This window comes from Dysgonomonas sp. GY75, assembly GCF_015234155.1.
Classification (GTDB): domain Bacteria; phylum Bacteroidota; class Bacteroidia; order Bacteroidales; family Dysgonomonadaceae; genus Dysgonomonas; species Dysgonomonas gadei.
The window spans coordinates 248,927-261,861 of the sequence record NZ_JADCLQ010000003.1 but is presented as its reverse complement, the minus strand read 5'-3'; the positions used below and the strand labels follow the sequence as shown (position 1 = coordinate 261,861).

The following is a 12,935-nucleotide window of genomic DNA, read 5'->3' as shown; positions in this document are numbered from 1 at the left end:
AGACTTTACAAAACTACACATATCTTCAACTTCGGTGTTTCCAATATGTGGATGAAGACAAATTTTTATGAATCATAGTATTAGCGAAGGGCTTTCTTTTCATTGTTTATTGTTTTTATATCAGATTCTTTATGAAGCAGATCGGTTTTTTCTAATGTATCGAACCTGTCTACAACTAGTCCGTCAGAATCGATCAAATACATTATGGGAACTGCCGCTACTCCGTAATTCTTAAAATTCCCGCTACTGAATGATTGATAATCAAACAGTTTGTTTTTCCATGGCAATTTTTCAGCATATTTCGTATACAGTGTTTTGTCTGTGTCTGCCGATAAACTGATTACATCTATTCCTTTCTCAGATAATTCTTCATATCTGTCGGTTATATTAGACAATAATGATTTGCAGCCGGAGCAATTGCTATCATAGAAAATGATGAGTTTCTCCTTGTTCCCAACCCATTCCAGTCCTATAAGAGCGGGAGCTTTTGTGCCGGGGAGCATCATTGCGGTGAGTAGGCGCATGGCTATCTCGCTGTCGTCGTTCGCGCTTATATTTATTCCATTGGAATATGCTACGATACAAGCGGCTATTTTCTCTTGATCTATACCTGTTAAGACTTCGGCTGATTTGCGCACTAAAGGCTCGATAATTTCAGGGTTTTCTATCGCAACACGCTCCAGTATTCTCTTTGAAATATATGTAAATTCTTCGGTCGGAAACGCTTGAGCCGGATTTTTGCTGAACAGGCTAATCCAGTCTTCAATAAACTTATCCCATAACGGTGAATCATACAGTTCTGCGAAGTTTAATGTATCGCATACGTATGCTTTCATGTCTTCCTTTTCTGCATCCGTATTTGCAGATTTCAGGTGGTAGTATCTGTTCTCTATTTCAGTGTAATTCTCATATGACCGGGATTGGTTATGGGAACACGAGATAGCAGATAGTAACGCTATTATATGTATATATGTGAGGGAATTATGTATCATGTTTTTTGTTATCTTATTCTCCGGCTTTTTTCTGTATTAAATCACCTACAGGCAATTCATGCGTTACGTTATTGGTATCGGTATATTTAATGAAGAAACAAATTTTTCGGGTATTGGATTCGTCATTCGGGCGCACTATAATATTTGAGTAACCGGTACTTTCCGAACTGGCTGTAACAGCTGTGGAACTTATGGTTGCAGATGTACCGTCTTTATTGTCATATCTTGCAATTCCGGTCCATGCTACGTTAGTTACGGCTGTAATTCTTACTGTAGCACCGGTTGATGGTAAGTCTATATTAGCTGGTTCCATACTATATATGCCGATGTATGCCGGAACCGTTCTCTTGAATGTGAGTGTTCTCTCGATATCGTTTCCCGAATCACCGGTAAAGGTTGTCAAGAAGGACAGTGTCGTGGCAAACTTTGTACCTGCAACAGGAGTATGGTCTATTGATGGTGAGAAGTGGAATGTTATATCTGCCGGTTGGGCGGAAGTCCCTCCTATATTGAACGGCGCATCCAACGGATGTGATGCATTTAGGATTATATTAGAAAAGGCATTGTTATTTGTATCGTCCGATGCTGAATACTTCCAACGTGCATTTGTTCTGATGTTTACATTGTAAATCAGACTTTGGCTTGCTGCTCCGAAGTCTATAATATCTCCATCTGCGAGATCTTTGAATTCAAAAAGGGGATCGACACTATAATAGGTTATTCTTTTTACCAGGTTTCCGGCCAGAATATCCAGATATCCGATCTCCGCCTTATCCGCAGCTGAGGTATTTACAATCAGGCCTATCTGGGTAGAGCCTGTATTTCCTTGTATATTGGTTACTTTGAGCCAGTCCGGATTTGTTTTATTATTCGTGTCACTTATTTTTATTTTCCAGCCCTCTGGTTCATCGGTACTTATTACCAGTTTTGAGGCCTCTTCTGTTCCATTAAGATTTTTTCCTGAGTAGGACAAGAACTCCCCTATATCTACACCAAGCATATACCGTCCGTTAAAAACAATGTCTTTTATAAGTCCCTCATCATATATTATAGGGTTGATATCCAGATTGGAATGAACCATATATGATGCCAGTGCATCTTCAAGAGAGGGCAGCCCGGCACCTGTAACGCCGTTTATTTCTATTTCGTATCTGTAATTACGTAACAGGGGCATATAATCTCCCTTTTCGATTCCTGCATTAGCTTCAGGATATGTAAAGTCGACCCGGTAGAATGACGAGTTGCTTGCACCGTTATATTTCCCTTCGATAATCAGACATGTTGCATCTTTACGGTCGGTGTGATCATAGCCATTGCCATCGCTGGCGGCATTGGCCTCGAAAGTATATATTTCACCATTGAACAAGGTTAAACCGTCTGCTTCATATTTTATCGCACTTCCTATTCCTGGCTTACGTCCGGGAGAAGCCGGAAGGTTAGGTGTAGTTGCAGCAACAGATGAAAGTTCTCCCTGAGAGTTCCAGGTGGGGGCGATGCGTCCGTTGGTATTATAATTGCAAAGATAAATATTGGACAATTTGAATGTAGCAGGAGTCACAGATGCATTTATCTTTACATCTATACGTGCCAGCATCCTGACTAAAGATACATTTGTTATATGCATTCCTATTGTTATATTTATCTTGCCTGTTTCGGCTATCATTGGTATATTTCTATAAATTCCATCACCATCAGCCTCCCATTTATCTTCATTGGAATATTCCAGCAGAGACAATACTTCCTCTTTTGTAGACACTCCATTGATAAGGGTACTTAAAATATTATCTACTTGTGTCCGGGCATTGGCTACCAGTAATATATTACAATCAGCATCTTCCTCTATTACAGTATGAAATTTTGCTGTGCCATATGTATTTTTAATATTTGTCGCTTTTTTATGATAGATAAAAGTCTGCTCTCCCAAATTACTTACTTTAAAAATAAACAGGTCGACTTCATTCACTTCATTTTCTTTTGTTCCCTCCATGGAATATGTGGATGGGAGATTCAGACCCGGAATGTTTAATGTAAAATTTATGGCATGCTTTGACGTGTCATCCGGCTCAATATTAGTCTCTTCGTTGCGACAAGAAAAAATCAGGGGCAACGTAGAGATTAAGAGCAGATAGATTAGCTTGCTTTTATTCCTTATTTTATATGCTTTATTTTTCATTTTCTATGTGAATGTAAATCGTCATTATGATAGAATTGAATATTAATCTTTTACACAACGTACCGAGAGCCACTTGTTTTCGTCGGTGAGTATAGGACCATTCATGTTATTGGCGTTACCGGTATAGTAATAAGGATTGTTGTCAACCGAAGAACTCCACCAATATCCTTTAATATCCCAATCGTGCCATTCATTATTGGTATTTAAATAATAACCGGACATACTGTAGTTGTAATTGGGTCCGAACCAAAACTTACCCAAAGTGGAAGGCTCTGCTGTAATTACGCTGACGAGCGCACTAAACTCTGCTTGTGTTGGCAGATGCCATCCTTGTGGGCATGCGTTGTCTGCAAGAGTTGCTTGTTCCCAGGTATAGTAGTGTTGATAGTTTTCTATTCCCGGTACAACGCCTATAATTGTTCCTCCCTCTCCATATTTATCAGAAGCATAACCGGGTACATTCCCACTAAACAGTTTTTCTTCTCTCGAATTTTCGACCATCCAGCATTTCCCGTCATACAAATGGGTATAGTAGGCACTATTTTGGGTAATTTCCATCAATTCGGCTGTTCCGTTATCTCCACAGCCTTTCTGGGCCACTTTTACCACATAATTCATATTACCGGCAGTTACTGTTATTTGTGCCTGTCTCTTCGCCTGATAGTTGTCGTCATTAGTGGATATTTTCCATTTGTTGGCGCTTAACTGTGCAATTTCGAGCCATCCGGTCATGTTTTCATCAATGTATGTAATAGGGCTTATACTTATCCCTGACGGATGGGTAGTGCTTATTTCTATCTCCTGGTCTTCAATGTGATTTTTGAAATCAATAGAAGCTTTGTTTAGGATCAGATTATACTGGCCTTCGAATATTACATTTTGCTTAGCGAGATTCCATGGAGTGACTGTAGCGGTTATTTTTATTTCTCCATCAAAAGCGTTTTCCGGTGTTTCCGCGCCTTCGTCAGCTACAGATTGTATTTCGATATCATAAAGATGGTTTCGGAGAATATCCCCACTGAAATCTGTGCTGGATGTTTTCGGAATGTCTATGCGGTAATATGTTACCTTTGATGAATTAGCTGGATAATCATAATAGCCGCCAACAATGATAGCTGTAGCTTCACCCCGGCTTTCGGCTCCTTTAGCTTCGAATGTATATATACTTTGTGTAATTTGATGCGATGCGTCTGTACTATACAGGATATTATTCAACTTTGTAGTTATAGCATCTTCAGGTACATCGGCCATCGTTACTTTTGTTCCGTCCCAATAGTAATCTTTGTAAGCGATATATCCTCTATTTTTACGATTGAATATACATGCATTCACCAGTTGAAAATCAGTAATGCCGTCCTTTGCCCTTATATCCAGTCTGGCTAGCATTCTTGTTAGGTCGAAAGTGCCTAAAGTCGAGGTTGTGTTGCTGATAATAGTCGGGACTGTTTTACAATACATTGGAATATTACGTAATATACCAGAATTGTTATTGTTTGCATCCCATTCCGCATCGCTACCCGCTGTCAGGAGGGGAAGGACAGAATTTATATTGTCGTTCAATGCAATATTAACAGTGCTTAATTCATCAGATGCGTTAGCTAATATAACTAAAACCTGAGATTTATAATATTCAGCAAGAGTTACTTTGAATGTGCCCTCTCCGTCGTTCAGGGATATGTTCTCTCCTTTCGATTTGTATGCATACAGATAATTTCCACTACCATCGTTCATAAAAGCAAGGACATCGATCGTTGTTACGTCTTGTTCTTGTGCTTCCGTCATCGACTTGGTAGTTGAATATGCATTCTTGCGCATATCTCCGGGTAGTTTCAATGATAACGTAACAGTCTTCATATTTCCCTCATCTATAATGACATCAGATTTGTCATTGTCTTGACAGGAAAATCCCAGGATAAAGAGAATTAATATGATATAGGGTAATGTTTTTTTCATCATTAATCTGTTATATTAAATTTCTGGTTCAACGGGTACTTCTTCCCATTTAAGAAGTTCTATTGTTACATTTCCATTTTTGAACAGAATCAGTATTGGGATAGTCAGATCTTCTCCTTCCTGAACTGTAATGGAATTATCTTCCATGAATTTACTGAGTCCCACTGTACATAATATGTTGTTTCCGATAGTATTGTCCAAAAGTTCTATCGTTATAGGATTGTCATTTTCAAAGCGCAATGTGTTGCATCGTGCAATAGCCGTTTTTTCTGTACTATCTATATTTACATCAGGATAATAGGTCGTGCCTGTACCTGCCGTTTGCATATCAAAGTTGCAGGTGGGATCGAGATTGTTTATCCTTATTACCGGATATTGTGCAGGTAAGAGGTCTGTAGATAATGCTGCTAGACCTTTTACATATACATGTATTTTGATGTGTGAAGGTTTGAAATAAACAGTATGTTCAACTCTGTCTCTGGATGTGACCGTGAAATTATGTTTCCCGTAATATAATGAATCATGTGTCGGTATTTGCAGAGCTGTACCATAGTTGGGATGTGAAATTATCCCATCGTGTATGAATGAATTAGGATTGAAACAGGTAATACGCGTATCGTCAAAAGCATTGCCCCAACAAATAGCAGTGTATTCTCCTGTATTGAGCGTTAGATATGTTCCTTGAAACGAATTAAGATTTTCTTTGTCAATCTGTTGATTGAGAACGTGTGCCCCATCTTTATCAAAAATACCAACATTCACCCGATTAATACGATCCGGAAAACTGGGGTAATCGAAATGTAAAATAACATTATTCAGAGGAGGACAGTCGTCCATGTTGTCGCCTATACATCCGGATAAAAATATGGATATAATAAATACAGGCAGAGCTTTCAACAGTTTCATTTATTTTCTATTTAAATTCCTCGTTTTGAAAAATCCATGCAAGCGGGCAAAACCTGCCTGCATGAATTATAATTAAGTCTAGTGCGCCTATTATAGATTATAGAGCAGGTTCAACTTCTACACCTACCCATGCCTGTACCTGAACGGTCACAGTGACGTTTCTGGCTCCGGTTTCCGGTTTCGGACTTAAATCTTTTCCATCTATATCGATAGATGTGATTTTATATACTTTTCCGGCTTCCAGATGAGTCAGTTCAAGAGTAGTATTGCTATCTATCAGTTTTGTTATTGTCAGATAAGCAGGGGAGAACCCGAGATTGCCACTGGTTGTTGTTACATCTTCTAATTTTGCAACAATATGTGGTACAGATGTTTGAACTTCGGTGTCGATAGTAGTACCATTACCTGCAACAGGTGGCATAATGAAGTATGCCCATTTATGGAGAGGATTTACAGGCTTGAAAGAAGCATCTGCAGTTACGCTGGCGCTAGTCCATTCATCTTTGAAAGGTACAGGGTATGATCCGTCTGTAAATTCTATTGCGTCAGCCCCGTATTGAAGAATATCTGTTGCTAGAGCAGGAACATCAGCATAGTTTAAACTTACTTTTGTATAAGCATTATTAATATAGATACCTGTTAATTTGAAATCTACAAGAGGCAATTCTGCACCGGCCGTTTTAGCTTTTATTTCTCCAATCTCTATGCGGGAAATAGCTGCGCGTACAGGAACATTTACAGCTGCATCTCCAGTACCGGTTATAGTACCGGATCCTAACAGGTTGACTGCAGTTTTTGCATGAGTTTGTACACTATGCTCAAACATTACAGCTTCTAGCTGTGCTTTCGTAGTTATAGTGGTTGGCAATGCAGGAGAAGTTAAAGTGGTACTGTTACCAACTATGATAATTTCTGTAGCCGCCGCAGGAACATCTGTAAATTGCTTAACCGGAAATCCTGCTTCACTATCGTCCATAGAGCCTCTCTTCAGTATGTTTCCACTACCGATAAAGAATACTTCTGCATCATAAATATCCGGGGCTACATCAATAGCAGTTTCTTCTTCTGCATATGTTGTTGGCTTCACGATTTTAACTGTTACATTCTTCGGTTCTCCCGTGTCTACAGGGACAGTTTCCTCGCTACCACAACTCGCAAAGCCGAATAGGAGAGTAGCAGCTGTAATCATTACATACTTAAATTTCATTTTCAATTGTTTTTAATGAATAATAAATTAATTGTGTTATCAGAATCTTTTTAAATGACATCGAGTCTAATCATAGAATAATATATCTATGCTGATTATCCTTTTTGAGTGAGTGATTTTAGTTCAGGAGTATATTGTAATCAACATTCTTCTGCAATTCTAAAATACTCTTTGATCTAATTATAAATGCATTATGGGCTATGCAATTATATTTGTTGAATACTAACCTGGAAAATTTGTTATTGTAACACCATTTCTATTTGGGCTTCGTCCATCCAGTTTTCATAATTGATCTGCACAGAGTATGTACAACTGAACGATTTGTTTCCATTGATTGCCTTATATATGTTATAAACAGAACTTACTGTTTTTTTTCCGACCGAACGTACCATTTGTTTATAGCCTTTATGCCGGCTTTTTCCATTAATCAGAAAATAAGGGAGTTCTTTTTTATTTTCACCTACTGCCAGCAGAGGTGTTAATATTATATATGCATTCTCTGCTACATGAAAAGGTGGCATTTTTATTCGTAAGTCAATATGCAGATATTCTCCTTTTTTTATAAACTTATCTTTTTGGATAATCTGTGAAATCATAATTATTATTCTTTATAATTGCAGTTTGAATCTATATTAACAAATCTGGTAGTATAGGCATTGTTATGCTGTCTCTCATTCAACGATTACAAAAGTAGCAGGTCTTTTTGTCTGTCTTGTTATTTAAACTTACCTAGTATTACATAGAAATTACCTTTTTTGAAACTTATATTAATTTTACTTAATGTAGATTAAAATTTTAAAAAATACATTTTTGTTTCAATTTGTTACTTTATAGAATTGCTTATTGTTTATAATCGATCTAGATAAACTTATTAAGGATATAGAATGATTGTATAGCTTACTAATAGTCATTTTCGGACTGTATTTCAAATAAATAAAAAAACACAGAAACTCTTAGTCAGACACGAATTTGTTTCGAAATATACATTCGGTATTTTTTCGTTAATGAAAACTGGTGTCAAGTTTATATTAAAAAAATTAATATATTTGCGAACACTAATATAAAAAATATAGGAGCAGGCTTCTTCTATAAATAAAGAGGGGATAATATTTCGCAAATGTCATAAACTATATTATAAACTATATTGTATTGATAAAGCAGAGGGATCTTAACTGAATAAGCCGAGAATAAAATAATTTACCTGAAACGAAGTGTATATAAGGAGTGATGGAATTTACTATCTCTTAGATGGTTTATTTTTCTTATATATACATTTCCGATTGGGGATTTGTTAACACGTCAAAATAACATATATATTGATTATGGGTATCATTACGGACTTCCATGAGCATAGAACATGTGTCAATTATGAAGATGTTAACACTAACTCAAATAAAAAACCAATTATTGAAATTACTGAATTCTTGAAAGGGAAAATCAAGGAGAAGACTCTCTCCGAATCTAAAATCATGTTAGTTATGAAAGGCGAATTTCGTATATCGTATGAGAGGCATATCGATAAAAAAGTAAAAGAAGGAAAGATGCTCTTGCTTCCATCCAGCAGTAAATATATTGCAAGAGCTGAGGAAGATGCTTCTGTTTTTATTTTTAGACTTCGGGATAAAATTGATTTATGTGACCGTATAGGTTTAGAGCAATTATTTCATAAGTTTAAAGAACCGGAAAATGGTTTCAATCTTTTGGACATAAAGGAAGAAGTATCATATTTTCTAAAGGGTTTGGAGGCTTGTTTGTCAGATGGTTTACGTTGTCGTTATTATTTCGAATTGAAAATGAAGGAGTTTTTCTTTCTTATAAGGGCTTACTATACAACCGAAGAGTTGGCACGATTTTTCTACCCTTTATTGAGTAACGATACAAGTTTCTCCGAATTTGTATATAACAACTATAGTAAGGTGAAAACAGTACAGGAATTGGCTTCGTTGTCTAATTATAGTCATTCGGGTTTTATCAAGCGTTTTAAAAAGACATTTGGAGTACCTGCATATCAATGGATCAAACAGCAGAAAGCCAGTCGTATATTGCATGAGATTAACTGTACGGATAAAACGCTGAAAGAGATATGTGATGAACATGATTTTAGTTCATTATCGCAATTTAATGACTTTTGCAAATCTAATTTTGGATACCCTCCTAGTTATATAAGGAAGAATAAAGCATTCTGAAAAAATAGCCTGTAAATAAGCGTTAAAATAATAATGTCGGCGCAACTGAATTTTTCGGTTGCGCCATTTTTTTGTGCATTGTAAACGTATTATAAATCAAGTAGATTCCGAGAGTGTCAAATCCTTTAAAGAAAGAATAATATAAGATGTTTTTATAGGATCAAATTAAATTTATGTCAGAATTATGTAATAAGGGGTAAATATTAATAAGTATACAAAACGTTTATTAGCCTAAGTTTGCAAAGGTTTTTCCAGTTAGTGTTCATCTATCACTGTTTTGTGATACAAAAGTAAATTTTAGTTTTTAATTACAACAAATTACAAAAAAATTAATCACTTAAGATCAAATGTTGAAGCTACACCTCTTTAAATAAAAAGAGAAGCCAGACAGTTATAATAATAAAATATTACGAGGCCAATGTTAACGGTATTTTATTATTAATAACAGAATATAATTTAATTTATTTAACAAATGAAGAAAGTTTTTATTAGTTTAATTACTGCTACACTATTGTTCTCTGCATGTAGTAACGATGACGGGCAAAAGCCTGATGGAGACGAAAACAAAACGGGTTCACTATCTTTCAACCTTGCGTTTGAAGAAGCAGGTTCGGGTGTCAAAGCCACAGCTCTTTCTAAAGCTATACCAATCACAAGTTGGAGTAATATTGAGCGCGCACAGATGTTTTTATATGAACAAGGAACAGGTAAAGTTGTCTTTTCTTATGAAATACAACCATCTGATGGCAATACGACTTTTCCATGGTCCAATATTCCTGTAGGTGATTATGACCTGGCACTGGTTGCAAATATGAAAAATAGTACAAAAAACAATATCACTACTTATGTAGCCGGGGGTGCAACCAGTGAGGCAATTACAGATTTTAATGTAAGGGGAAGAATTTTAAATTCTCAGATCTTTATGGATCTTAAGAAAATTACTTTTCCTACAGGACATGTCTTTGAAACAGGAGATGAGGCTTATGCACCTGCTTCGGAAGTGTTTACCGCTTATGCAGAAGATGTTCATATCGTAGAAGGAACTCCTGCTAACCTGGGTACTTTAAAGCTCAAGCGTGATGTCTCTCTCATGCGTGTAAGGATTAATAAGAAAGCTGATTTCCTTAATGAGACAGGAAAAAAAGTGAACTTTGCCGATGCATCTAACTTTATTGTAGTCCATAGGTTACCTGTTGGTTTCGGGATCAAGACACCACATACATCACCTGTGTTTTTGGGTGGTATCTTAAATCAGAATTCCAACGAGAATAGGGTAATGATAGGTGCTACCGGTACTACTACATTCAATACCGCTAATCCTGGTGCAGATAAATATAAAAATCCTGAAATCATAGATGCTGACTTCACGCTGTGGCAGGATATAATTGTATTACCTAATGTTTTAACAACTGCCAGTATGGATATTAGCGCAGATGCACAGGATAGCAGGAAATACTATGTCGTAATCAGTGCTTTGGCTCCAGCCGGATATAAACTTGATGATGGAACAGAAATAACAACTCCAACACCTTTATATTGGTCAGGAACTATAAAAGGAGGATTTACTCCGAATGTAATCCGTGAAGTAAACCTTACTATCAGATCGCGCGGTTCGATCATAAATCCTCCCGGTCCGGAAGAAGAAGGTGATTTGATAATCACAGTTGAACCGCCTCAGGACTGGAATGATAATATACAAAGAACAGATCAGGAAGTTTAATTAAATACAGCATTCAGACACATCAATCTATTACTTGATCTTCTCCTTTAGGTGCAATGATCCGGAGTTAAATTCGGATTATTGCATGGGAAGGGGTTACCCAAACAGAAGCTTTTTCTTCACAAAGCAAAAGAACAAATGACAAATAGAATATATAGCGGTCTTCTTTATTTTATATTATCGGTATGCATCTGTTTTGCACCATCTTGCACATATGATTATTTCGAAGATGAATCGAACTATGTAATATATGTTCCTAAGGTTGACATGAATACGAGGACAGATACTTATAAAATAAATGATATCAGCATCTTTATATATAATAGCAATCTGGAAAAAGAGCGTTATTCATCCTACCCGTTCGAGGATAATGCCCGAACGAGAGTCGGTAATTTTAATTTTAAGCTTTTTCCCGGAGAGCATTCTGTATATTGTTTCACAAATATTTCCGGAGTCAATTTCTCGGAGATCGATGCCTTCAGTACAGCCCGCTTTGGGTTGAAACAAAATGAAGAAGGATATTATGAAGAGCCGTCAGTAATTTTTTTGGAAAGCATGAAACCCTTCATCCACTTTCCTGGACCTGTAGTGACAGATACTGCGTGGTTTGAAAAGAAATATGTAGGGCGTATATGTGTTGCTTTCAAAAATATGACCAACCTGAATTCTTCACTCACTTTTAGTAATATTAAGAAAGTTGAAATATTGGCAAAAGGAGTCGGAGTGACACAATACTTATCTCAAATAGAAATAACAGACCCACTTGATACAAGGTCTTCACGTAACAGTATCGATGACAAAATTTTACTTACCTCACAGTTATCCGAAAATCCATATCCGGATTTTGACTTTGGATTTGATAATTACTATTTTCCATCTCTAAGCCCGGTAGATGGTGTCACAGAGCCAATAAGCCTTCAGTTAAGCTTCCTGGACGAAAATAACGATATAATAAGTACACTTGCCATAGACCTGATTGACAGAGTTACAGGGGAAGCGACTATCCTTCATATGGATGAAACTATCCTTGTGACAGTAGATGGAAATAATATACAGATACTTCGTCTGGAGGATCCATCAGATTGGAACTCTGACATCGAATCGGGGGGCAACAATACTCCCGGAGGTGGAGGAACAGAGATATGATAAGACAAATAACTAATAAATAAACACGATTGAATAAATGAAACGTCCTTTGCGGTACATATTTAGCAGCTTACTTTTATTCATAGTATGTTGTCCCGGAGCCGACGCTCAGGCTATAAAAACAAACATACCACTGATTGCTACAGGAAATCCCAACATCGGTATTGAATGGTCGGTCGGAAAACAGCTTACTGTTAATGGCGATGTTCTTTGGGCGCCTTATCTGTTCAAAAAGAACGAAGAGGTATTCAGAACACTGATAGGAAGTGTCGATCTGCGATATTATATCAAGCCAAAATATTATTACACCAATGATCTTTGGGATGGATTGTACATCGGTCCTTATGCCATGGCCGGGAATTTTAATATTGGCCTCAAAAACAGCGATGATACTAAAACCAGTTATCGAAGAAAAGGATGGGGGATTTCCACGGGTGCTACCATTGGCTATAAATTTTATCTATCCAGCAGATTTCGCTTAGATATCAATGCCGGAGTCGGATATGCCCATTTACAATACGATAAATTCGAACTGGGAGGAGAATATGCCGATTTTCCTCTGGAAAGTAAAAAAACGAAGAGTTATTGGGGACCGACCAAGTTTGGAATTCACTTAGTGTATAATATATTCAGATAATATATAGCTAATGAT

At 36.9% G+C, this 12,935-nt stretch carries 10 protein-coding genes; 4 read left to right on the top strand and 6 right to left on the bottom strand.

Translation table 11 applies throughout. The features are described 5' to 3' along the window. Positions 1-80: 80 nt before the first annotated feature. From IR083_RS02215 to IR083_RS02190, 6 genes are all read right to left on the bottom strand, one after another. Positions 81-992: a peroxiredoxin family protein gene (locus IR083_RS02215; RefSeq protein ID WP_194223080.1), complete on the bottom strand. Its 912-nt coding sequence runs from the start codon at positions 990-992 to the stop codon at positions 81-83. Positions 993-1,005: 13 nt separating this feature from the next. Then, positions 1,006-3,165 carry a hypothetical protein gene (locus IR083_RS02210; protein ID WP_194223079.1) on the bottom strand — a complete coding sequence of 720 codons (2,160 nt, stop codon included), beginning with the start codon at positions 3,163-3,165 and terminating at the stop codon, positions 1,006-1,008. Positions 3,166-3,207: 42 nt separating this feature from the next. Further along, positions 3,208-5,121, bottom strand: a complete 1,914-nt coding sequence (locus IR083_RS02205; RefSeq protein ID WP_194223078.1) for an FISUMP domain-containing protein — start codon at positions 5,119-5,121, stop codon at positions 3,208-3,210. A 12-nt stretch (positions 5,122-5,133) separates the two neighbouring features. Further along, a complete protein-coding gene (locus IR083_RS02200) occupies positions 5,134-6,024 on the bottom strand; it encodes a FimB/Mfa2 family fimbrial subunit (protein WP_194223077.1) in 891 nt (296 codons plus the stop codon). A gap of 97 nt (positions 6,025-6,121) precedes the next feature. Beyond that, positions 6,122-7,231 (bottom strand): hypothetical protein, encoded by a 1,110-nt coding sequence (locus IR083_RS02195; protein ID WP_194223076.1) that lies wholly within the window; start codon positions 7,229-7,231, stop codon positions 6,122-6,124. Between the two features lie 239 nt (positions 7,232-7,470). Then, positions 7,471-7,827 carry a DUF3868 domain-containing protein gene (locus IR083_RS02190; protein WP_006797859.1) on the bottom strand — a complete coding sequence of 119 codons (357 nt, stop codon included), beginning with the start codon at positions 7,825-7,827 and terminating at the stop codon, positions 7,471-7,473. Positions 7,828-8,709: 882 nt separating this feature from the next. Here IR083_RS02190 and IR083_RS02185 point away from each other — a divergent pair. The 4 genes from IR083_RS02185 to IR083_RS02170 all read left to right on the top strand — a co-directional run bounded on the left by IR083_RS02185 (position 8,710) and on the right by IR083_RS02170 (position 12,920). Next, a complete protein-coding gene (locus IR083_RS02185) occupies positions 8,710-9,417 on the top strand; it encodes a helix-turn-helix domain-containing protein (RefSeq protein WP_157256586.1) in 708 nt (235 codons plus the stop codon). Positions 9,418-9,889: 472 nt separating this feature from the next. Further along, the gene (locus tag IR083_RS02180) at positions 9,890-11,137 is read left to right on the top strand and encodes a FimB/Mfa2 family fimbrial subunit (RefSeq protein WP_006797861.1); all 1,248 of its coding nucleotides are present in this window, start codon (positions 9,890-9,892) and stop codon (positions 11,135-11,137) included. Between the two features lie 138 nt (positions 11,138-11,275). Further along, complete coding sequence (locus IR083_RS02175) at positions 11,276-12,283, top strand: hypothetical protein (protein WP_006797862.1); 1,008 nt, start codon at positions 11,276-11,278, stop codon at positions 12,281-12,283. Between the two features lie 37 nt (positions 12,284-12,320). Further along, positions 12,321-12,920, top strand: coding sequence for a DUF3575 domain-containing protein (locus tag IR083_RS02170; RefSeq protein ID WP_006797863.1), 600 nt, complete (start codon positions 12,321-12,323; stop codon positions 12,918-12,920). Positions 12,921-12,935 lie beyond the last annotated feature (15 nt).

Coding starts and splice junctions, on each gene's coding strand:
- IR083_RS02215 (WP_194223080.1), bottom strand. CDS start 992: ATGATACATAATTCCCTCACATATATACATATAATAGCGTTACTATCT.
- IR083_RS02210 (WP_194223079.1), bottom strand. CDS start 3,165: ATGAAAAATAAAGCATATAAAATAAGGAATAAAAGCAAGCTAATCTAT.
- IR083_RS02205 (WP_194223078.1), bottom strand. CDS start 5,121: ATGATGAAAAAAACATTACCCTATATCATATTAATTCTCTTTATCCTG.
- IR083_RS02200 (WP_194223077.1), bottom strand. CDS start 6,024: ATGAAACTGTTGAAAGCTCTGCCTGTATTTATTATATCCATATTTTTA.
- IR083_RS02195 (WP_194223076.1), bottom strand. CDS start 7,231: ATGAAATTTAAGTATGTAATGATTACAGCTGCTACTCTCCTATTCGGC.
- IR083_RS02190 (WP_006797859.1), bottom strand. CDS start 7,827: ATGATTTCACAGATTATCCAAAAAGATAAGTTTATAAAAAAAGGAGAA.
- IR083_RS02185 (WP_157256586.1), top strand. CDS start 8,710: ATGAAAGGCGAATTTCGTATATCGTATGAGAGGCATATCGATAAAAAA.
- IR083_RS02180 (WP_006797861.1), top strand. CDS start 9,890: ATGAAGAAAGTTTTTATTAGTTTAATTACTGCTACACTATTGTTCTCT.
- IR083_RS02175 (WP_006797862.1), top strand. CDS start 11,276: ATGACAAATAGAATATATAGCGGTCTTCTTTATTTTATATTATCGGTA.
- IR083_RS02170 (WP_006797863.1), top strand. CDS start 12,321: ATGAAACGTCCTTTGCGGTACATATTTAGCAGCTTACTTTTATTCATA.